Source organism: Caulobacter vibrioides (genome assembly GCF_002310375.3).
In the GTDB taxonomy this organism is placed as follows: domain Bacteria; phylum Pseudomonadota; class Alphaproteobacteria; order Caulobacterales; family Caulobacteraceae; genus Caulobacter; species Caulobacter vibrioides_D.
This window is the reverse complement of the sequence record NZ_CP023315.3, coordinates 2272274-2293229: the sequence shown is the minus strand read 5'-3', so window position 1 is coordinate 2293229 and position 20956 is coordinate 2272274. Positions and strand designations below refer to the sequence as shown.

The 20956-nt window shown below is 67.1% G+C and carries 24 protein-coding genes; 14 read left to right on the top strand and 10 right to left on the bottom strand.

Translation table 11 applies throughout. The features are described 5' to 3' along the window. Positions 1 to 24: 24 nt before the first annotated feature. The 4 genes from CA606_RS10910 to CA606_RS10895 all read right to left on the bottom strand — a co-directional run bounded on the left by CA606_RS10910 (position 25) and on the right by CA606_RS10895 (position 3804). Positions 25 to 354, bottom strand: coding sequence for a hypothetical protein (locus tag CA606_RS10910; protein ID WP_096051116.1), 330 nt, complete (start codon positions 352 to 354; stop codon positions 25 to 27). A gap of 2 nt (positions 355 to 356) precedes the next feature. Continuing rightward, positions 357 to 1886 carry an FAD-dependent oxidoreductase gene (locus CA606_RS10905; protein WP_096051117.1) on the bottom strand — a complete coding sequence of 510 codons (1530 nt, stop codon included), beginning with the start codon at positions 1884 to 1886 and terminating at the stop codon, positions 357 to 359. Between the two features lie 69 nt (positions 1887 to 1955). Beyond that, complete coding sequence (locus tag CA606_RS10900) at positions 1956 to 3431, bottom strand: M56 family metallopeptidase (protein ID WP_096051118.1); 1476 nt, start codon at positions 3429 to 3431, stop codon at positions 1956 to 1958. Continuing rightward, positions 3421 to 3804: a BlaI/MecI/CopY family transcriptional regulator gene (locus CA606_RS10895; RefSeq protein ID WP_096051119.1), complete on the bottom strand. Its 384-nt coding sequence runs from the start codon at positions 3802 to 3804 to the stop codon at positions 3421 to 3423. The genes CA606_RS10900 and CA606_RS10895 overlap by 11 nt, the downstream gene beginning before the upstream one ends. Before the next feature lie 124 nt (positions 3805 to 3928). Here CA606_RS10895 and CA606_RS10890 point away from each other — a divergent pair, with 124 nt between their 5' ends. The 14 genes from CA606_RS10890 (at position 3929) to der (ending at position 13813) form a co-directional block, all read left to right on the top strand. After that, positions 3929 to 4507 (top strand): 2'-5' RNA ligase family protein, encoded by a 579-nt coding sequence (locus tag CA606_RS10890; RefSeq protein ID WP_096051120.1) that lies wholly within the window; start codon positions 3929 to 3931, stop codon positions 4505 to 4507. Between the two features lie 78 nt (positions 4508 to 4585). After that, complete coding sequence (locus CA606_RS10885; RefSeq protein WP_096051121.1) at positions 4586 to 4933, top strand: ArsC family reductase; 348 nt, start codon at positions 4586 to 4588, stop codon at positions 4931 to 4933. Between the two features lie 75 nt (positions 4934 to 5008). After that, entirely contained in the window at positions 5009 to 5725 is a 717-nt protein-coding gene (locus CA606_RS10880) for an HAD family hydrolase (protein ID WP_181242546.1), read from the top strand. Positions 5726 to 5768: 43 nt separating this feature from the next. Next, entirely contained in the window at positions 5769 to 5948 is a 180-nt protein-coding gene (locus CA606_RS10875; RefSeq protein ID WP_096051123.1) for a hypothetical protein, read from the top strand. 9 nt (positions 5949 to 5957) lie between these two features. Continuing rightward, positions 5958 to 6371, top strand: a complete 414-nt coding sequence (locus CA606_RS10870) for a hypothetical protein (protein ID WP_096051124.1) — start codon at positions 5958 to 5960, stop codon at positions 6369 to 6371. Continuing rightward, positions 6371 to 6886 (top strand): RNA polymerase sigma factor, encoded by a 516-nt coding sequence (locus CA606_RS10865; protein ID WP_096051125.1) that lies wholly within the window; start codon positions 6371 to 6373, stop codon positions 6884 to 6886. Before CA606_RS10870 ends, CA606_RS10865 begins: the two co-directional genes overlap by 1 nt. Continuing rightward, positions 6883 to 7191, top strand: coding sequence for a twin-arginine translocation signal domain-containing protein (locus CA606_RS10860; RefSeq protein WP_096051126.1), 309 nt, complete (start codon positions 6883 to 6885; stop codon positions 7189 to 7191). Before CA606_RS10865 ends, CA606_RS10860 begins: the two co-directional genes overlap by 4 nt. Positions 7192 to 7295: 104 nt before the next feature. Further along, entirely contained in the window at positions 7296 to 7688 is a 393-nt protein-coding gene (locus CA606_RS10855; protein WP_096051127.1) for a DUF6249 domain-containing protein, read from the top strand. A 22-nt stretch (positions 7689 to 7710) separates the two neighbouring features. Then, positions 7711 to 8295 carry an RNA polymerase sigma factor gene (locus CA606_RS10850; RefSeq protein WP_096051128.1) on the top strand — a complete coding sequence of 195 codons (585 nt, stop codon included), beginning with the start codon at positions 7711 to 7713 and terminating at the stop codon, positions 8293 to 8295. Next, positions 8288 to 8668, top strand: coding sequence for a hypothetical protein (locus tag CA606_RS10845; RefSeq protein WP_181242545.1), 381 nt, complete (start codon positions 8288 to 8290; stop codon positions 8666 to 8668). The genes CA606_RS10850 and CA606_RS10845 overlap by 8 nt, the downstream gene beginning before the upstream one ends. 92 nt (positions 8669 to 8760) lie before the next feature. Then, complete coding sequence (gene panB / locus CA606_RS10840; protein ID WP_096051129.1) at positions 8761 to 9588, top strand: 3-methyl-2-oxobutanoate hydroxymethyltransferase; 828 nt, start codon at positions 8761 to 8763, stop codon at positions 9586 to 9588. Between the two features lie 152 nt (positions 9589 to 9740). Beyond that, positions 9741 to 10490 carry a tetratricopeptide repeat protein gene (locus CA606_RS10835; RefSeq protein WP_096051130.1) on the top strand — a complete coding sequence of 250 codons (750 nt, stop codon included), beginning with the start codon at positions 9741 to 9743 and terminating at the stop codon, positions 10488 to 10490. Further along, positions 10487 to 11917 (top strand): PQQ-binding-like beta-propeller repeat protein, encoded by a 1431-nt coding sequence (locus CA606_RS10830; RefSeq protein WP_096051131.1) that lies wholly within the window; start codon positions 10487 to 10489, stop codon positions 11915 to 11917. The genes CA606_RS10835 and CA606_RS10830 overlap by 4 nt, the downstream gene beginning before the upstream one ends. Before the next feature lie 126 nt (positions 11918 to 12043). Beyond that, on the top strand, positions 12044 to 13813 hold the full coding sequence (gene der / locus CA606_RS10825) for a ribosome biogenesis GTPase Der (protein WP_096051132.1): 1770 nt from the start codon (positions 12044 to 12046) through the stop codon (positions 13811 to 13813). A gap of 80 nt (positions 13814 to 13893) precedes the next feature. Here the strand turns inward: der and CA606_RS10820 are convergent, their stop codons facing one another. The 6 genes from CA606_RS10820 to radA form a co-directional block, all read right to left on the bottom strand. Next, positions 13894 to 15399, bottom strand: a complete 1506-nt coding sequence (locus CA606_RS10820; RefSeq protein ID WP_096051133.1) for a methyl-accepting chemotaxis protein — start codon at positions 15397 to 15399, stop codon at positions 13894 to 13896. 187 nt (positions 15400 to 15586) lie between these two features. Beyond that, positions 15587 to 16342: an SDR family NAD(P)-dependent oxidoreductase gene (locus CA606_RS10815; RefSeq protein WP_096051134.1), complete on the bottom strand. Its 756-nt coding sequence runs from the start codon at positions 16340 to 16342 to the stop codon at positions 15587 to 15589. A gap of 48 nt (positions 16343 to 16390) precedes the next feature. Continuing rightward, positions 16391 to 17377: a bile acid:sodium symporter family protein gene (locus CA606_RS10810; RefSeq protein WP_096051135.1), complete on the bottom strand. Its 987-nt coding sequence runs from the start codon at positions 17375 to 17377 to the stop codon at positions 16391 to 16393. Between the two features lie 44 nt (positions 17378 to 17421). Continuing rightward, positions 17422 to 18924 carry an amidophosphoribosyltransferase gene (gene purF, locus CA606_RS10805; RefSeq protein ID WP_096051136.1) on the bottom strand — a complete coding sequence of 501 codons (1503 nt, stop codon included), beginning with the start codon at positions 18922 to 18924 and terminating at the stop codon, positions 17422 to 17424. Next, positions 18921 to 19538, bottom strand: coding sequence for a CvpA family protein (locus CA606_RS10800; protein ID WP_096051137.1), 618 nt, complete (start codon positions 19536 to 19538; stop codon positions 18921 to 18923). Before CA606_RS10800 ends, purF begins: the two co-directional genes overlap by 4 nt. After that, a complete protein-coding gene (gene radA, locus CA606_RS10795; protein WP_096051138.1) occupies positions 19535 to 20917 on the bottom strand; it encodes a DNA repair protein RadA in 1383 nt (460 codons plus the stop codon). Before radA ends, CA606_RS10800 begins: the two co-directional genes overlap by 4 nt. Positions 20918 to 20956 lie beyond the last annotated feature (39 nt).

Sequence of the window (20956 nt, the reverse complement as noted above, 5' to 3'; positions counted from 1 at the left end):
GGTGACAACGCTTGCTCGCCGAGATCAGGCTTCGAGCGAGAGCAGTGCGAACAGGGCGCCTTCGGTGTCTGACAGCCGCCAGCCGCGATGCGCGAAGACCGCCCCTGCGCGGAAATCCGCTGCGACAGCAACCCGCAGGCTGGCCAGCGCGTCTGGACTTCGCCCCTTGGCAAACAGCCTGGCGGCGAGCGCCTTGGCGGTCATGCCGGGGTGGCTCTGGCGCCAGGCTTCGCCGATACGACGCACCGCATCGGCGTCCAGTCCCGGCAAAAGCTCGGTTGGGGCGGCCCGCGCCAGGGAGGGCGCGGCGGCGAGGGCGACAAGTGCGGCGAGGAGATCGCGACGGGTGCTCATGATCAGGCCGCCTTCTTTTCGGACTTCAGATGATCGGCCAGCCGAATGGTCAGGGCCAGGATGGTCAGGGTTGGATTGACGATCCCGGACGTGGGGAACACCGAGCTTCCGGCCACATACAGGTTATCGGCCTCGTGCAGCCGACCGTTGGCGTCTACGACGCCCTGCTTGGGATCGCGGTGCATGCGCGTCGTGCCCATGTGGTGGCGTGACGCGCTCGACGCGGCCAGCAGTTCATCGCGCCGGAGCGACCAGCACAGCCGGCCCTCGCCGGACGCGCCCAGAGCGTTTGCGAGCCCGTCGATCGATTTCTCCAGGTCAGCGTAGTCCTTCCGCCCATGCGCCCAGTCGAGGCGGATACGCGGCACGCCAAGCGCGTCCTTCTGGTCGGGGTCCAGAGTGATGCGGCTCTCAGGATTGGGAAAATGCTCGGTCATGGCGAAGAAGCCGAGCAGATTGGTTCGGGCCTTCCCCTTGTCGAGCTGGGCGCTCGCCGCGGCGATGGTCTGGGTCTCGGCGGCGATCGTGGCGTCGGCGCTCGAGAAGTTCGCGCGGAAGAGCGTCGCGGTGAAGTTGCCGGTCTTCATCCGCTTCTGCGCCGGCAACCCCGCGCCAATGACGCAATGCGGTCCATAGCGCTGCGCCGGGGCGTAGAGATCGAGCGGCTCGGCGCGGGACGCGGTGAAGGCCGAGCCTTCACGCTGAGTGTCGCTGTCGTTCGAATAGGTGACGTGGCCCTGGAAGAACCGTCCCACGAGGTCGTGGCGATTGCCCAGATTGTTCGACGCCAGCAGCAGCCGGACGTTCTCGATCCCGCCTGTGGCCAGGACGTAGCGCTTGGCCTTCGCCGTATGCCGCTTACCGTCCAGGCAGGCGATGTCCAGGCCGGTGATCGTGTTCCGCTCCCGGCGAATACGGACGACGTTGGCGTACAGGTAGACGTCGATGTTGGGGGCTTCGGCGAACTGGGTGCGGAAGCGATCGAAGGCGGGTCTGTCCGCTCGGCCCGAGATACGGGCGAAGACCCGCGGCGCGGGAAAGAAGCCGTCGCGAACGTCCAGCGCCAATGGCTGAAGGTTCGGATCCTCCGCTTTAGGACGCTCCAGGGGGAAGCGATCGATTTCCATCAGGTCGCAGGCGCGGTCATAGAAGGGCTGCATCGCCTCGCGGCTGACCGGCCAGCCGCTGTAGGGGATCCAGCTGCGCTCGGCGAAGTCAGCCGGATCCAGCGGGCCGCACTTGCCGCCCCACACATGGCCGGAGCCGCCCAGCGCTCTTATCCGCGACTGGGCCGGATAGTCGTGGAGCGGGCGATCCTTGGCGCCGTCGGCCTTCTGCACGCAGGCTCCGGCATAGAGCGCCTGGGTCTCGGGCTCGATCTCGCGGCCGCCGCTTTCCAGGACGACCACTTTCAAAGGGCCGCCGGCCAGTTCCCGGGCCAGGGTGATGCCGGCCAGACCGCCGCCGATAATGACAAGATCGGCTTCCAGAAGACTGGCGTCAGGCAAGGTTCGGGCGTCGATGATCGCCATCGTTGAAAACTCGCTGATTGTCGGGAGGAAAAAGGGGGCGCGCGCGGCGTCGGCCGCGCGCCTCGCGGTCTAGTCGCGAGCGCCCCGGCTCTTCAGGTAGCTGACAACGGCGCCATGGCCGTTCTTGCGGGCCATGCCCAGCGGGGAGCGCATTTCGCCCGGATTGGCCACGACCGCGCGGTTCACGTCCGCGCCGCGCTCGACGAGGTACTTCACCACCGCGAGGTCGCCCCGGCGGGCGGCGCCGATGAGCGGGGTTTCGTCGCCGGGCACGAAGGAGTCGACGTTGGCGCCGCGCTCCACCAAGGCCTGCACGATATCAAGGCGGCCGGCCAGAGAGGCCTGGATCAAAGGATTGCCGTCACCCCGGACGCCGAGGTTGGGATCGGCGCCGGCGGCCAGCAGGGCGCGGACCACATCGGCCTGTCCGCTGCGCGTGGCCTGGATCAACGCGGAGCCGTCGCCGCGCGCGATGTAGTTGGGGTTGGCGCCCAGCGCGATCAGTTCGCGCACGCTCCGCAGATCTTTCCGTTCGACGGCGTCATAGAGCGGCTGGCCCAGATGCCGGGCCACGGCGCGGCGCGCTTCATCGGGCGTTTGCTGCACGGTTTGGGCGGGCTGCGCGGCCCAGGCCGCAGCGGTGGTCGCGAGGCCAAGGACGGCCACGGCCACGGCGCCGGCCAGATGACGATGGCGATTGGTTTGATGGTGGGTGAGCATCGTGAAGCGCTCCTTCAATTGCTTGTTGGCCGAGGCTGGCCAGTGGCAGCCCATCGGGGGTGCGCAGGCGGCCAGCTGGGTCTTCAGCATGGCTTCGCCATAGGCGCGGCGGGTCTTGGGGTGGCGGGCCAGCACGGCCGCATCGCAGGCGATCTCCTGGTCGATGCGCAGGGTGGCCGCCCCGAGGTGGACGAAGGGGTTGAACCAGAACAGGCATTGCAGCCCGGTGACGACCGCATTGATCTGGGCGTCGCCGACGGCCAGGTGATTGCGCTCATGCGCCAGGATCAGCGCCTGTTCCTCGGGCGTGTACTGGCGATCGAAATCGGCGGGCAGGACGACGCACGGCGTCAGGGCGCCGATCACGGCGGGGCCTACGCCTGGCCTGTCAGAGCGCACGAGGCGATCTTCCCCCGTGAGTGTCAGCGCGCCCAGCGAGCGCACGAAGCGACGTTGCCGCTCGACCTGCAAGATCAGGCCTCCGAACGCCACGAGCAGCCAGAGCCCCAGCGCAATTTCGCCGAGCGGGATCGTGGGCGTCGGCGGCGTCTTTTGTGACATCGCGGGTGCGACAAGCCGAGGCTCGGACGATGACGGGGCCGCGATCACCGCCGCAGGCGAGGCGAGGGCGGGCGCCGGCAGCACCACGGTTCGGGCTGGTATCAGCAGGGCCAGGATCGAGAGCGGCGCGATCAGCCAGAGCGCATAGGCGTTACGGGCGCCGAAGGCCTTTCGGACCGGTCTGCGCAGCGCCAGCACCAACAGCACGGCCGCGGCGAGGGCGATATTGGCCTTGCCGAGAAAGAGCAGGATGTCAGCGGCCATCGTCGAGCGTCTCCAGCAGGCGGCGGAGTTCGGCGACGTCTTCGGGATTGAGCTTCTCGCGCTTTGAGAAATGGCTCACCAACGGGGCGAGACGGCCGTCGAACAGGCGGTCCAGCAGGCCCTGGCTTTCGGAGTCCACATAGTCCTCGCGACCGATCAGCGGGCGATAGAGGAAGCGTCGGCCATCCTTGTCGGCGGCGATCGCGCCCTTCTTCAGAAGCCGGTTCAGCAAGGTCTTCACCGTGCCTTCCGCCCAGCCGTGGTCCTTGGCCAAGATGGCCAGCACCTCTTCGGCGGGCTTGGGGCTATCGGCCCAAAGCACCTTCATGACTTCGCTCTCGGCGGCGCTGATACGGTTTGGTGTCGTGTCCATGCTCTAACGATTACGCACGTAAACGTTCGCGTCAAGCTATCGATTACGGATGTAAACGAATTGTAATGCAGCGTTGGAGCCGCGCGCGAAGCGGACTACTGCTCGCGCATCAAAGGAGGGGCGCATGCGAGACACGCTTCAGCTTGGCCTGCCGGGCTTTGATCCGCCGACGCCGACCGACCGGCTGATGTTCCTGCTGTATCCGGACCGACCGACGGCCGAGCGCATCGCGCAGGAGGCCGCGCGCCAGAAAGCTGCTTTTGGGCTTAGCGGCGCGCCGCTTCAGACCGACCGCTTCCACATCACCTTGCACCATCTGGGCGACTATGTCGGCGTGCCCAACGATATCGTCGGCAAGGGCGGCTTGGCGGGCGACGCCGTGACCGCCGCGCCGTTCGAGGTGGTCTTCGATCGCGCCGTCAGCTTCGCCAACCGCTCTGGCAACAACCCTTTCACCCTTCAGGGCGGGGAGGGGCTGAGCGCTCTCATCGCCTTCCAGAAGACCCTGGGCGAGAAGATGGCCGGCGCGGCGCTGCGCCCCGACCGAAGCTTCACGCCGCACATCACCTTGCTCTACGACGGGCGGATCGTCCCCGAGCAGGCGATCGCGCCGATCGCCTGGACGGTCGACCGCTTCGCCTTGGTGCAGAGCAAGCTCGGGCAAACCCAGCACGTCATCCTTCGGGAGTGGGCGCTGCGTTGACGGTTCGATCTGTTGCGTTGAACGGGTTCGGTGGCAGGAAGAACACCGTCCTTGATTCGACGCGCCAGGAAGCCCGCGATGACCATCACGATGTACGGCATCAAGAACTGCGACACCGTCGCCAAGGCCCGCAAATGGCTTGATGATCACGGCCAGCCCTACGCCTTCCACGACTACAAGGCCGCCGGGATCGACCGGCCGCGGCTGGAGGCCTGGGTCGCTGAACTGGGCTGGGAGGTGGTGCTCAATCGCGCGGGGACGACGTTCCGCAAGCTACCCGACGCCGACCGCCAGGATCTCGACGCCGCCAAGGCGGTCGCGCTGATGCTGGCCCAGCCCTCGATGATCAAGCGCCCGATGCTCGACCTTGGCGCGCGCCGCGTGGTGGGGTTCAAGCCCGAACTCTACGCGGCCGCGTTCGGCTGAGCCGAGCTCGCCGACGCGCCTCATCGCCTCAAGAGCGAAGTTTAAGACGACATCATCGGGCGGATCGGTCTATCAGTGCGGGCTAAGCTCGCCGGATGCGGGCTCACGGAGGGCATTGAGCGCGTGGGGAAGAACGCCGTCTCGCGATACGAGCTGGTCATCTTCGACTTCGACGGCACGCTGGCGGACAGCGCCGCGTGGATGATGCGCGCCGTCAATCCCATGGCGCGCCGCTACGGCTTCAAGACCGTCACCGAAGACGAGATCGAGATGCTGCGGGGACGCAGCACGCGTGAGGTCATCCGGTATCTCGGCGTGTCGCCCTGGAAGCTTCCGCTGATCGCACGCGCTGGCAAGAAGCTGATGGCCGCCGACGCCCACACGATCCCCTTGTTTCCCGAAACCGAGAAGATGCTGCGCGCTCTCCACGCCGCCGGCGTCAAGATCGCGGTGGTCAGCTCAAACAGCGAGACCGTGATCCGCCGTGTCTTGGGTGAGGAGCTGGGCGACCTAATCACGCTGTATGCTTGCGGCGCATCGTTGTTTGGCAAGGCGCGCAAGTTCAAGCAGGTCACACGCCAGGGCGTGGCGCGGGACAAGATCATCTGCATCGGCGACGAGACCCGCGACATCGAGGCCGCGCGGGCCGTTGGCCTGGACTGCGGCGCTGTCGGTTGGGGCTACGCCAAGCCGTCGATCCTGGCGCAGCACGGCCCGACCGTGTCGTTCAGTTCGATGTCCGAAATTATTTCGTATGTCGGCGCATCCAAGGCGGCCGTCGGCGGCGACTAACCTTCGAAAGCGCGAATGATCGCGCCAACGAGGGGGAAGTTCCATGGCCGACCTGTTCCAAGCGTTCTGGTGGCTTTTGTTTCCGGTGGTGTTCAGCGCGATGGGCGCCTTCCGCCTGTGGCTGGACTGGCGTGCGCGTCTTGAGCTGACCCAGACCCTGCGGGCGTTCGCGGAGAACGGGCTCGAGCCCCCGGCTGCGCTCCTGAACCAACTGAACCGATAGGGGGCGACGATGTTTGACCTGTTCAATCGCTACTGGTGGCTGCTCTTCCCGATCGGCTTCTTCGTCTACAGCGCGTTTCAGAGCTGGCTGTCGTACCGCTCGAACCGCGAGACCCTGGACCTGATCAAGACCTACGCCGCGGCGGGGCGCGAGCCGCCGGCCGAGCTTTTGAGCCGCCTGAGCAAGCGGCAGAGCTTCGCCGACGATGATGACCGCGCCGAGCGCAGCCACAATCGCAGCGTCTACGACGGCTGGTACCAGGTTGTGCTGTTCGGCATGCTCTGCGCGGGTTTCTCGTACGCCGCCTTTGCCGACATCTACGGGATGGGCGAGGCGTTCACGATCGTGGCCTTCGTGATGGCCGCCCTGAGCGCGGCCTCCCTGGCCCAGGTGCTGTTCAGCGGCAAGAAGCGGAGCGACTGATGGACGCCGCGCTCGTCAGGCAGGCGCGCGCGGGCTCCCAGGTCGCTTTCGCCAGGCTGGTGGCGATCCACGAAAAGCCGCTTCGCGGGTTCCTCCGAAAGAGCGGCTGGATCGACGCCGATGACATCGCCCAGGAAGCCTTCGTGGCGGCCTGGAGCCAGCTGCCAAGGCTTCGCGATGACGCCGGCTTTCGGGCTTGGCTTTATGGCGTCGCTTGGAAGAAGGCCCTGTCCCAGCGGCGTGGCGCCCAGCGCGCCGCCGCCCGGGACGAGGCCTGGCGTGGCGAGCAGGACCTGGAGGCCGCTGCAGAGGTCGCCGCTGAGGACCGCCTGGCGCTGGAGACGGCTCTGGCGACCTTGCCGGAAGACCAGCGAGCGTGCGTTACGCTCTGCTTGGGGCAGGCCTGGTCGCACGCCGAGGTTTCCGACGCTTTGGGCATTCCCTTGGGCACGGTGAAATCGCATGTTACCCGTGGTCGCGAGCGGCTGTTGACGGTTCTGGGAGGATCTCAATGACCCCTGATGATCAGCTTTCCGCCTTTCTCGGTGAGCAGCCGGCCGCCCGGCGCGCGGACGTGATGATCGCTGCGGTGATGCAGAGGATTGAGCGTCGCGCGTTCGTCCGCCGCGTCGCCGCCGCCGGCGGCTGGGCGGGCGTTGTTGGCCTGATCTCCTGGGCCTGCGCGCCCGTGCTGAAAGATCTAGTCGGGGCCCTGGCGCCGGGGCTGGCGCCCGCTGCGGCGGCCCTGGCTCTGGTGGCCGTCACGCTACTTGCCAGCGGTCCTGAGGTCCGGCGTCGTTTGGGCCTGATCCTGTCTTAGCCGCCTTACGAAAGTTTCATGGCGAACGGCGCCTCCAAACGCCGCCGTAAACGCCTCTTACCAGTGAAGGCGGCGCGCTAGCGTCGTCCACCAAACTGGAGGATTTGAAGATGGACCCGGAAATCATCGTCCCGATCGGCGCCTTCGCCATGATCGTCGCCATCGTCTGCTTGCCCTTCTATTTCAAGAGCAAGGAACGTCGTGAGCTTCATGCCACGCTGCGCGTTGCGATCGAGAAGGGCCAGCCGGTCCCACCCGAAGTCATCGAGGCGATGACCCGCACGGTGAAGACCCCGCCGACCCGACTGCGGGATCTGCGGACCGGCGTGATCTGGTTGGCGGTCGGCGTGGGCGTCGGGCTGGCGACCTATTTCGGCGACTTCATCAATGGGGACGGCGATTTCGATGGCTTCGGCATCGCCTGCATCCCCGCTGTGATCGGCTTGGCGTTCATTGTTCTGAGCTTCTTCAATCCGAACAAGGAACAGCGGGTCTAGCGCCCGAGGCCTTGGGAGGGGCTTGATCGCAATGGGCATGGAACGCCCGCCAACAGGACACGATGTCGAGCTCGCCGCGCACGCGGCCGGTGGCGACCGGCTGGCCTATGGGGAATTGGTGCGGCGGCATGGCTCGGCTGTCCGGGGGCTGCTGCGCCGCATGGGCGCGGACTCCGCCACCGCCGACGACTTGGCGCAGGACGCGTTCATGGCGGGCTTCGAGCAGGTCGCTGAGTTCCGAGGCGATGGAACCTTCGGGGCCTGGATCAAGAAGATCGCTGCGCGGCTCTATCTGAAGCGCGTCAAGCGTGAGGCGCGCATCATCTTCTCGGACAATATCGAGCCGCTTGAAGAGATATCCGTGAAGGATGCGTCCGGCGACGCCGCCAGCCGTATCGATCTCGACGAGGCGCTCAAGAGTCTGTCACGGGGTGAGCGCTTATGCGTTTCGCTCTGCTATGGGGCCGATTGGTCCCACGGCGAAGCGGCGGAGGCCTTGAACATCCCGATCGGCACGGTGAAATCCCATGTCAAACGTGGTTTGGACAAACTTCGGGCCAAGCTCGCCCGACCGGATGAGGGCGCGAGGAGGGAAGCTCATGGCTGAACCCGATTTCGAAGCGCAACTGACCCGCATGTTCGGCCAGCCGCCGTCGTTTCCGGACGCGGCGCTGTTCAATGCGGAAGTCGCGGCCAAGTTGGACCGAGGTTGGGCGATGCGGCGGATGTTTATCGCTGTCGCAGGGACGGGCGCAGGTCTCGTCGGCGCCGTCCAGATCTTCGGCAGCCGTTTCTCGAACGAGCTGGCGCAGCTATCCAAGGAAGGCACGCACGGTCTGGAAGCCGAGATAAACGGTGGATGGGCCAAGCTGACATCGCTGGTGAGCACGCCGGCGAGCGCGGAGGCCGTATGGCTCGCCGCAGGTCTTGCGGTGGCGGCCCTGGCCTTCGCCGTGACTCGCGCGGTCGAGGATTTTTAGCGCGCACGCGTCGCGTTATCGCTGTTCATGTTGCGGTGCGGCGCGATCTCGCCCACAAACGGCGCCCAAAAGCGTCTTAGGGAGGGTTCGCCCTGTCCGCCCATCGTGAAGAGACGGTCCGCCGTCTGGCCGCCCCCGACATCGCCGCGCGCAAGGGCGGGGTGCCTATCGTCTGCCTGACCGCCTACACCGCCCCGGTCGCCGCCGCCCTGGACGACGCCTGCGACGTCCTGCTGGTCGGGGACTCGGTCGGCATGGTCGTTCACGGTCTCCCGAACACCGTCGGGGTGACCATGGAGATGATGATCCTGCATGGCCAAGCCGTGATGCGGGGCTCGAAGAAGGCGATGGTGGTCGTCGACATGCCGTTCGGCTCCTACGAGGCCTCGCACGAGGAAGCCTACGCCAACGCCGTGCGGATCATGAAGGAGACGGGCGCTCAGGCGGTGAAGGTCGAGAGCGGGCCGACCGTGGCCGACACCATCGCCTACCTGACCCAGCGCGGCGTGCCGGTGATGGGCCATGTCGGCTTGCGGCCTCAGGCGGTGCTGCTGGAAGGCGGCTTCAAGGCCAAGGGCAAGGACGACGCTGGCCGCGCCAAGGTGCTGGAGGAGGCGCGCCTCACCGCCGAGGCCGGCGCCTTCGCCATCGTGGTCGAGGGTGTGGCCGAAAGCCTGGCGCGCGAGGTGACCGAGTCGGTCTCCGTGCCGACGATCGGGATCGGCGCCTCAGCCGGTTGCGATGGCCAGGTTCTGGTCGTCGACGACATGCTAGGCCTGTTCGACTGGACGCCGAAGTTCGTGCGCCGGTACGCCGACTTGAAGAACCAGATCGAGCGCGCGGCCGCCCAGTACGCGAGCGATGTGCGCGACCGCAGCTTCCCGGGGCCGGCCGAAACCTACTACGCCAAGAAGCCATAAAACGGCGCGTTGCGACCGCGCGCGGCACGCTATAGGTTCGCCGCCTCAGCGGACGGCCCTTCGTCCGCCACAATCTGTCCTAAACCCGACGGTGTTCCTCGTAAGAGCGGGGAGCGCCCAAGGGCCAGCGCCTGTTTTCGGAGCCTCGTTTCGTGGTCGATGTTTTTGACGAAGTCGAAGAACAGCTTCGGGCGGAGCGCTACCGCACGCTCGCCAAGAAGTCGCTGCCCTGGGTGGCGGCGGCGACGGCGGTGGTGGTGATCGGCGTGGGCGGCTACTGGGGCTGGACCAGCTACCAGACCGGTCAGACCGACAAGGCCTCGCAAGCCTATCAGGCCGCGCTGAAGACGGCGCAAACGCAAGGTCCGACCAAGGCCTTTGACGGCTTCAAGAGCGTCGCCGACACCAACGCCAAGGGCTACAAGGCCTTGGCGCTGATGCAGATGGGCGCGATCCGCCTGGAAGAGAAGAAGACGCCGGAAGCCGTCGGCTATTTCGATGAGGCCGCCAAGGTCGCGCCGAACCCGATGATCGGCGACCTGGCCCGCCTCAAATCCGCCTTCGCCTTGATGGACACCGCTTCCTACAAGGACATCGAGACGAGGTTGACGCCTTTGGCGGGGGAAAAGAGCCCATACCGCGTGTACGCCAAGGAGGCGCTGGCCTTCGCCAAGCTGCAGGCTGGCGATCTGGCCGGCGCACGCTCTGAGTTCGTGATTCTGGCCAACTCGCTGGACGCCAACACGTCCGAGGCCGTGCGTCAGCGCGCTCAGGCGGCGATGCAGCTGATCGACTCCGGCTCGGCCAAGGATCTGCCCGCCGCCGTCAAGGCCGCGGCGACCCTGCCGGCCGCGCCGCCGATGATGCAAATGCCGCCCGCCGCCCCGAACGCCGCCCAATGAGCCTCAAGATGAACTCCAAGCGTTCTGTCGCGCTGGTCGCGCTGATGTCGGCGGCCGTGACGGTCAGCGGCTGCTCGACCGTTTCCAAGCTGAACCCGTTCGACAAGAGCGAGAAGAACAAGAGCACCGCCAGCCAAGGCCAGCGGATCTCGATCATCGCGTTCGATCAGAAGGTCGAGGCCAGCGAGTCGCTGAAGGGCGCTGATTTCTTCCTGCCCGATCCCGCCGTGCAGGCCGAATGGCGTCTGCCGGGCGGCAACCCGGAACAGTCGATCGAGCACGTCGACGCCGGCAAGGATTTCCAGATCGCCTGGAAGAAGGGCTTCGGCAAGAAGGGCGGCGCCAAGTTCCATGTCACCGCACCGCCGGTGGCTTCGGGCGACCGCATCTTCGTGATGGATGGCGAAGCGGATGTCGTCGCCATGGACGCGCGATCGGGCGCCACCGTGTGGCGCAAGGATCTGCGTCCGGCCGCCGGCCCGACGACAAAGGGCGGTTTCCTGGGTCTGATCCCCAAGAAGAACGATCGCCTCGGCTTTGGCGGCGGCCTCGCCCTGGGCCCGTACAACAAGCTGTATGTCGCTTCGGGCTTCCGTTTCGTTGCGCAGATCGACGCGGCGACCGGTGCCATGGGCTGGACCCAACCGACTTCGACCCCGATCCACGCCGCGCCGACCGTGGTCGACGGCCGGGTCTTCGTCGTCTCGACCGACAACGAACTGCTGACCTTCGCGTCGGAAAACGGCGTGCCGGGCTGGACCTATCAGGCGCTGAGCGAACCGGCGCGCATCCTGGCCGCCTCGACGCCGGCCGTCAGCGGCGACACCGTGGTCTCCGGCTTCGCCTCGGGTGAACTGGTCGCCCTGCGCGCCGCCAACGGCAACGACCTGTGGAGCGAAGCGCTCAGCCGCGCCAGCCGCACCAACGCGCTGTCGGAGATCCGCGACATCCCGGGCCGCCCGGTGATCTACAAAGGTGACGTCTTCGCCGTCAGCCACTCGGGCGTCTTCGCCGCCACCGACCTGCGTTCGGGCCAGGCGCGCTGGAGCCTGCCGGTCACCGCCATCACCACGCCTTGGGTCGCCGGCGACGTCGTCTATGTCGTCGACAAGGCGGGGCAAGTGATCTGCGTCTCGCGCGAGAACGGCTCGGTCTACTGGATCCAGGATCTCAACGACTCGGCCAATCTCTCGAAGAAGCAGAAGAAGAAGCGGGCCAAGAAGCCGCGCTTGTGGTCGACCCCGATCCTGGCCAACGGCCGACTGATCACGGTGTCCAGCGAAGGCGAGGCCGTCGCCCTGAACGCCAAGACCGGCGCCAAGGAAAAGACGCTGAAGATCGGTTCGCCGGTCCTTCTGAACCCGATCGCCGTGGGTGACATGATCTACCTCGTCACCGACGACGCGGAGTTGGTCGCCATCCGCTAACCTCATGGTCCCAGGTGGGACCTGAGGCCTAAACCCTTGAAGCCCGGGTCGGCGAAAGCCGGCCCGGGCCTTCGCTTTTTCGGCTCCCTTTTGCGATAGGGGCGAAAATCGACTACTGGACGCCTTATGCCTTTGAAACTCGCCATCGTCGGCCGGCCCAATGTGGGCAAGTCCACGCTGTTCAACCGCCTCGCCGGCAAGAAGCTGGCGATCGTCGACGACCAGCCGGGCGTCACGCGTGACCGCCGCTACGCCTCTGGGAACCTGGGGGATCTTGAGCTCGAGCTGATCGACACCGCCGGCTTCGAGGACGTCGATGACTCCAGCCTCGAGGCGCGGATGCGCGCCCAGACCGAGGCCGCGATCGAGGAGGCCGACGTCTCGCTGTTCGTGTTCGACAGTCGCGAGGGCGTCACCGCGCTGGACGAGGTGTTCGCCGCCATTCTGCGCCGGCGCGACAAGCCCGTCATCGTCGCGGCCAACAAGGCCGAGGGCAAGGCGGGCGAGGCCGGCGCGGCCGAAGCGTTCCGCCTGGGCCTTGGCGAGCCGATCCCGATCTCGGGCGAGCACGGCGAGGGGATGGCTGAGCTCTACGCCGCCCTCCTGGCTTTCGAGCCCCAGGCTGACCTTGAAGGCGACGACGAGGACGACGACAGCAAGCCGATCCGCATCGCCATCATCGGACGTCCGAACGCGGGTAAGTCGACGCTGGTGAACCGCCTTCTGGGCGAGGACCGTCTGCTGACCGGCCCTGAGGCCGGCATCACCCGCGACTCCATCTCGGTCGACTGGGAATGGGACGGCCGCAAGATCCGCCTGGTCGATACGGCCGGTCTGCGCCGCAAGGCCAAGGTCCAGGACAAGCTGGAAAAGCTGTCGACCGCCGACACCATCCGCGCCATCACCTTCGCCGAGGTGGTGCTTCTGGTCATGGACGCCACCCATCCGTTCGAGATCCAGGACCTGCAGATCGCCGACCTGGCGGAGCGGGAGGGGCGGGCCGTCGTGTTCGTGCTGGCCAAGTGGGATCTGATCGAGGATCAGGCCGCGCACCTCACCGCCTTCCGCGAGCACGCCGAGCGCATGTTGCCGCAGCTGCGCGGCGCGCCGGTCGTGGCCCTGTCGGGCGAGACCGGCAAGGGCATCGGCCATCTGATGCCGGCGGTGATCAAGACGCACCGCGACTGGTCGACCAAGGTCAAGACGCGCGACCTGAACGACTGGCTGCAGATGGCCATGCAGCGCCACCCGCCGCCGGCCGTCAGCGGTCGCCGCGTGAAGCCCAAGTACATGGCTCAGACCAAGGCGCGTCCGCCGACGTTCGTGCTGTTCTCCAGCCGCGCCGACCAGATGCCGGACCACTATCGCCGCTACCTGGTCAACAGTCTGCGCGAGAGCTTCGACTTGCCGGGCGTGCCGCTGCGGATCACCATCAAGTCGGGCGCGAACCCGTACGCCGATGGCGAGGCCAAGGGCCATAGCGGCCGGGGAAAGCGCGAGTTTGAACGCCGCGAGCGCGAAGAAGAGCGCATCCGGGCCTCCCGCAACACAGTCAAGAAGTCCAAGCGCCTGGCCGACGAAGCCGCCGCCAAGGCGGCGGAGGCTGCTGGCCTGCCAGATCCTGGCAAGGCCGCGGTGAAGCCGGTGAAAAAGAAGGGCCCCGCCGTGGCCAAGGCCGCGCCGAGCGAAGCCGCGGTCGCGTCGGAGCCCGGCAAGGCGGCGGTCAAGTCGGTGAAGGCCAAGGGGCCTCGCGCTCAGAAAAAGGTTTCGACCACGCCAAGCTACAAGGTTGGCGCCAAGGCGGCGGGCGGCAAGGCCGCCGGTCCGCGCCGTCCTGCTGCGGGCTCGCGGACTGTGCGTGGCAATACTGGACCTGGGCGTCCCAAGGGGCGCTAGGGCCTAAAACAAGCGTGGCCGCCGCTTGTGAGCGGCGGCCACGTCGAACCCGCTACGACGGGTCCGTCCCCCCACGGGACTTAGAATTCTTCCCAATCGCTGGACGGCGCGACCGCGACGGCGGCCGAGCCGGGGCGCGCATAGGCCTGGACCCTGGCGCGCGGGGCGGCGACCGGCGGGGCCGCCCGAGGCGCAGGGGCTTCCGGCCGCCTGGCCACGTAGCTCGCGCCCGTCTGGAAGCGCGAGACCTGCCGCGCCAAGTCCTGGGCCTCGCCGCGAAGCTGGGCGGCCGACGTCGTGGCTTGCTCCACCATCGCCGCGTTCTGTTGCGTGACCTGGTCCATCTGGTTCACGGCCGCGTTGACTTGATTGAGGCCCGTCGCCTGCTCCTGCGAGGACTCAGCGATCTCTCGGATCAGGGTGTCGATCTCGCCGACCTTGGCCACGATATCCGTCAGCGCCTGGCCGGTGTCGCCCACTAGACGGACTCCGCGTTCGACCTGGGCCGTGCTGCTGGCGATCAGTTGCTTGATCTCTTTCGCCGCTTCAGCGGAACGCTGCGCGAGGGCTCGAACTTCCTGCGCCACCACGGCGAAGCCTCGACCAGCCTCACCGGCCCGAGCCGCCTCGACGCCGGCGTTCAGCGCCAGCAGGTTGGTCTGGAACGCGATCTCATCGATGACGCCGATGATCTGAGTGATCTGGCCCGAGGATTTTTCAATTTCGCCCATGGCCGAAACGGCCTCGCGGACAACTTCGCCGGATCGGTCGGCCTCGCGGCTTGCCGAGGAGGCGGCCGCGGAGGCCTGCTTGGCGCCGTCGGCGCTGCGCTTGACCGTGGCGGTGATCTCGTCGAGCGCGGCGGCCGTCTCTTCGAGACTGGCGGCCTGTTGCTCGGTCCGCTTGGAGAGATCATTTGAGGCGCTGGCGATCTCAGCCGCGCCGCTTTCCATCCCGCCGGCGGCCTCGGCGATCGCGCCCATGGCGTCCTTGAGGCTGTCGACGGCGGCGTTGAAGTCCGCCTTGAGTCGGGCGTAGCGCTCGTCGAAGTGCGCGTCGATCCGGGCTGTGAGGTCACCTTGCGCCAGCCTCTGCAGGCTCTCAGCGAGCGCCGAGACAATCTCGTCCTGCTCCCGGCGAATGGCGTCACGCTCGCGCTCGCTCTCAAGCCGCTCGGTCTCTACGGCTGTGATGTCCGCCGCAAACTTGATGACCTTGGTCAGCTTGCCGTGTCGGTCGAACACCGGGTTGTAGGACGCCTGAATCCAGACCTCCCGGCCGCCCTTGCCGAGCCGCTTGTACTTGCCCGTCAGAAACTCACCGGCGTTCAACCGCCGCCAGAACTCGCGATAGTCCGAGCTTGTTGCGAGGTCTGGCTCGACGAACAGGCTGTGCGCACGCCCCTGGATGTCGCTGAGCGCGTAGCCCATCGTGCGCAGAAAGTTATCGTTCGCAGTGATGATGGAGCCGTCGAGATTGAATTCGATCACGGCCTGAGAGCGCTGGATCGCTGCGACAACGCCCTCCAGTTCGCAAATCCGACCGGCTTGGTCGCTCGCTTCGCGGCCGATGGAAAACAGAGCCATGTCGGTGTCTCGACGGTTGCTTGAACGTTCAAGCTTAACCACTCGCTCGACGTGGTTAATGAGGCGCTAACGCCCACGTTTGGAGAGGCTTTTGTCGGACTAGGGTTCTTGGCCCGCCATCCAGAGTGGAAGTTCTCCGGTGCGAGACAACTCTGGCGGCTATCGGTGCGCCGCCGCCGAATCGGTGTCAGGCCTCGACGGACGCCGATTCCTGACCGCGCTCCTTGAAGCGCACCACGCCCTTGGGCGCCTCGCGATCGGTGCGAACCAGATCGACGATGAAGGGCGCGATCGTCTCCGGCGCGGGGACGGTCGCAGGGTTCTCGCCCGGGAAGGCGGCCGACCGCATCTTCGTCCGCATCGCGCCCGGATCGACGCAGAAGGCGCGCACCGTGGTGTTCTCCATCTCGTCGGCATAGACGTCGACAATCGCTTCCAGCGCGGCCTTGGTGGCGGCGTAGGCGCCCCAGAAGGCGGGGCGGGTCTTGGCGACACTGCTTGAGAAGAACAGGGCGCGACCGGCGTCCGACGCGCGCAGCAGCGGGTCCATGGCGCGGATCAGGCGCCAGTTGGCCGTCAGGTTGGTCGACACGATCATGTCCCAGCCCTTGGGCTCCAGATGGCTGACGGGCGTCAGGGGCCCCAGCACGCCGGCCGCGCCGACAAGGATGTCGAGCTTGCCCCAGCGCTTGTGAATGGCCGCGCCGAGGTGATCCAGGCCATCGGCCTCCCGCAGGTCCAGCGGCACGAGCGTGGCGCGCTCGCCCGCCGCCTGCAGGATCGCATCATCCAGCGCTTCCAGAGCGCCTTGCGTCCGCCCCACGGCGATCACATGCGCGCCGGCCTTGGCCAGGCCCAGGGCGACGGCCCCACCGATGCCGCGCGTGGCGCCGGTGACAAGAGCGATGCGGCCGGCCAGCGGCTTGGAAGAGTCGAAGGTCATGGGGGCGTTCTAGAGCAGGGAAGCTGAAACGAAAACTGGCGGGGGCTCTTAAGCTTCCGCGATTTCCGGCGGCCGCTTGGCGTAGTGCTGGGCGATCACCGAACAGGCCATCAGCTGGATCTGGTGGAAGATCATCAGCGGCAGCACGATGATCCCTGCGGTCGGGCCGGGGAACAGGATGCCTGCCATGGGCACGCCCGTCGCCATGCTCTTCTTGGAGCCGCAGAACATGATGGTGATCTCGTCTTCCTTCGAGAAGCCGAGCGCGCGCGCTCCATAGGTGGTGGCGGCCAGCACGATCGCCAGCAGCACGCAGCAGGCGACCAGCAGGACGCCCATCTCCAGGGCGGATACCTTGCCCCAGATGCCGCCGACGACCGCTTCGCTGAAGGCGGCGTATACCACCAGCAGGATCGAGCCGCGATCGACATAGCCAACCAGTTGCTTGTGCTTCTCGACCCATTTGGCGACCAGCGGACGCGCCAGCTGGCCCACGATGAACGGCAGAAGGAGCTGGACGATGATGTCCTGGATCGACTCCCAACCGCCACCCGCGCCGCCCTGGGTGTGCATCAGGACACTGACCAGCACCGGCGTGATGAAGATGCCGAACAGGTTGGAGGCCGACGCCGCGCAGACCGCCGCGGCGACATTGCCTCGGGCGATCGAGGTGAAGGCGATCGACGATTGCACCGTCGAGGGCAGGCAGCACAGGAACAGCATGCCCGCCGCCAGGGTCGAGGACAGGACCCCCAACTTGCTGGCGACGAGGCCCAGCACCGGGAACATCACGAAGGTGAAAGCCAGGATCGTCAGATGCAGGCGCCAGTGGGTGACGCCGGCGATCACGGCCTCGCGCGACAGCTTGGCCCCATGCAGGAAGAACAGCAGGGCGATCGCCAGCTTGACGATGACCGAAAGCCCTTCGGCCGCCACACCGTGCACGGGCAGCACCGACGCCAGTACGACCATGCCGAACAGGGCGATAACGTAGGGCTCGATCTTCAGCTTATCGAGCAGGCTCTTGAAACCCATGGATAAATCCCCGTCCCGCCAGCCCTGGCGGGACGAGGGATATGTCACGCGCTGACCAGCAGCGAAAGCTGCTTGTCGTTGGTTTCGTTACGGCCCTCGGCGATCTCGCGGTCCGTCAGGCGGGTCGGATAGTCGCCAGTGAAGTAGTGATCGGTGAACTGCGGGGTCGCCGGATCGCGCTGACCCGCTTCCAGGGTGTCGTAGAGACCGTCAACAGACAGGAAGCCCAGCGAGTCGACTTCCAGGAACCGGGCCATCTCTTCCAGCGACTTGTTGGCCGCCAGCAGTTGCTCACGCTCGGGCATGTCGATGCCGTAGAAGTCGGGCCATTTGATCGGCGGGCTGGCCGAGCGGAGGTGGACCTCCTTGGCGCCGGCCTCGCGGACCATGCGGACGATCTTCAGCGAGGTGGTGCCGCGCACGATCGAGTCGTCGATCAGGACGACGCGCTTGCCGGCCAGGACCGCGCGGTTGGGGCTGTGCTTCATGCGCACGCCCAGCTCGCGGACGCCCTGGGTGGGCTGGATGAAGGTGCGGCCCACATAGTGGTTGCGGATGATGCCCATCTCGAAGGGGATGCCGCTCTCCTGGGCGAAGCCCAACGCCGCGGGCACGCCGCTGTCGGGCACCGGCACCACGACATCGGCCTCGACGCCGGTTTCCTTAGCCAGGTTCATGCCCATGCGCTTGCGCACGCCATAGACCGAGCGGCCGTTCACGACACTGTCGGGGCGGGCGAAATAGACATACTCGAACACGCAGGGGCGCGCCGGAGCCGTTTGGAACGGCTTGGTCGAGGTGATGCCGGTCTCTTCGATCACCACCATCTCGCCGTGCTCGATGTCGCGCACGAAGCGGGCGCCGATCATGTCGAGGGCGCAGGTTTCCGAGGCCAGGACCGGCTTGCCGTCCAGGTCGCCCAGCACCAGCGGGCGGATGCCTAGCGGGTCGCGCACGCCGATCATCTTCTTGTTGGTGATCGCCACCAGGGCGTAGCCGCCCTCGATCTGGCTGATCGCATCGACGAAGCGATCGACGATCTTGGCCTTCCGCGAGCGGGCGATCAGGTGAAGGATCGCCTCGCTGTCCGAGGTCGACTGGAAGATCGCGCCTTCCTGAACCAGGCGCTCGCGAAGGGTCAGGAAGTTGGTCAGGTTGCCGTTGTGGGCGATGGCGACGCCGCCGGTTTCGAGATCGGCGAACATCGGCTGAACGTTGCGGATGAAGCTGCCGCCGGCTGTGGAGTAGCGCGTGTGGCCGATGGCCATGTTGCCCGGCAGGCGCTGGACGAGGTCGGCGCCGGTGAAGGCGTCGCCGACGTGGCCCATGTGGCGTTCGGTGTGGAAGCGGGCGCCGTCGAAGGCGGCGATGCCGCAGGCCTCTTGGCCACGATGCTGCAGGGCGTGCAGGCCCAGGGCGGCGATGGCGGCGGCGTCACGCACGCCGAACACGCCGAAGACGCCGCATTCCAGACGGAGGGTGTCGTCCTCCGGGTCCCGCCAGGGGCTCGAGGAATAGCGGTCGGTCGACTGGCCCAGGAAGGTCATCGCGATTTCTCCACCAGGTCGTCGAGGTTCCGACGCTGGTTCTCATCATAGCCTTTTCCCGACGATTCCTCGCCGGACGTATTGTCGCCGCCGTCCTTGACGGCGTCCTTGATCGCCGGAGCGATCTTGCCGGCCAGGGCCTTGCCCTTGGGGGCGAAGACCTTGAGCACGGTCCCGCTGGCTTCCGACAGCGGATAGAAGATCGAGTCCTCGACCCAGCGCGGCATGCGGTCCGGCGGCGTCGCCAGGTGCAACAGCAGGTTGAAGACCCCTAGGATCACCAGGGCCCGGATCAGCCCGAAGCTGGCGCCGACCGCCTGGTCGAGAACGCCGGCCGAGGTGTCGTGCAGGCTGGCGGTGATGCGCCCGCCGATCAGGCGGACGATCAGGAAGACAATGACAAAGACGACCAGCACCGCCGTGGCGGTCGCGGCCCAGTCGGGATCCATCATCTCGCGGAACAGCGGGCCGGTGACGCGCAGGCCAAACAGGGCGATGGCGGCGGCGAAGATGAAGGACAGCGCCGAGGTCAGTTCGCGCGACGCGCCGCGCACCCAGCCCGTGACGCCGGAGACCAGCAGCAGCAGCCCGGCGATGATGTCGAACGGCGTCACGTCAGGCTGGTCCAGATTTCGTCGCCGATCCGGCGGACGGCGTCCGTTAGGCGCGCCACGCCCGCCACGGGCAGGGCGCCGCCGCCCTCAGGCAGGCCGGCGAGCGGGCCGAGGGCGCGGCCAAACCCCAGTTTCGCGGCTTCCTTCAAACGGGTCTCCATCCGACTGACGGGGCGGACTTCGCCCGACAGGCTGAGTTCGCCGAACACGACGCAGTCCTGGGGCAGGGCGACGTCCAAGGCGGAAGAGGCCAGGGCCGCCGCCGCCGCGAGATCCGCCGCCGGTTCGGTAATGCGCAGGCCGCCGGCGACGTTCAGATAGACGTCCTTGTCGCCAAAACCAAGGCCGCATCGGGCCTCAAGTACCGCCAGCACCATGGCGAGGCGTCCGGAATCCCAGCCGACGACCGCGCGGCGCGGCGTTCCGTAGGCGGACGGGGCCACCAGGGCCTGGAATTCCACGAGCACGGGCCGAGACCCCTCGATGCCCGCGAACACCGCCGCGCCGGCCGCGCGCTCGCCGCCCTCGTTGAGGAACAGGGCCGAGGGGTTCTTGACCTCGCGCAGGCCCACATCGCCCATCTCGAACACGCCGATCTCGTCGGTCGCGCCGAAACGGTTCTTGGCGCCGCGCAGGATGCGGAACGGATAGCCGCGCTCGCCCTCGAACGAGAGCACGGCGTCCACGAGGTGCTCGACGACGCGCGGGCCCGCGATCTGGCCGTCCTTGGTGACGTGGCCGACCAGGAGGATCGCCACGCCCTTCTTTTTGGCCAGGCGCACCAATTCGGTGGCGCAGGCGCGGACCTGGGTGACGGTGCCGGGCCCGGCCTCGTGGGCGTCGCTCCACATCGTCTGGATCGAGTCGATAACCACGAGGTCGAAGTTGTCGCGCTTCAAGCCGTCGAGGATGTCGCGCAGCGCGGTCTCGGCGGCGAGGCTGACATTGGACTTGGCGAGGCCCATGCGGTCGGCGCGGCCTCGGATCTGCTCGACCGCCTCTTCGCCCGAGATATAGGCGCAGGAGACGCCGCGTGCGGCGGCGCTGGCGCAGACCTGCAGCAGCAGGGTGGACTTGCCCACGCCCGGGTCGCCGCCGATCAGCAGCGCCGAACCGGGCACCACGCCGCCGCCGCAGACGCGGTCAAACTCGTCTACGCCGGTCAGGATGCGGGGCGGGGGCGCGGTCTCGCTTTCCAGGCCGGTGAACTGCAAGCCGCGCACACGCGTCGCCTTGGTCGTCGACAGGGCGCCGGGCGGCCTGGCGCCGACTTCCTCGACCAGGGTGTTCCAGCTCTGGCAGGCGGGACACTGGCCGGACCACTTGGTCTGGACCGCGCCACAGGACTGGCAGGCGTAAACGGCGCCGTCGCGGGCCATGAGGTCTCCTGATTCTCGGATACGGGGAGACTACAGGGT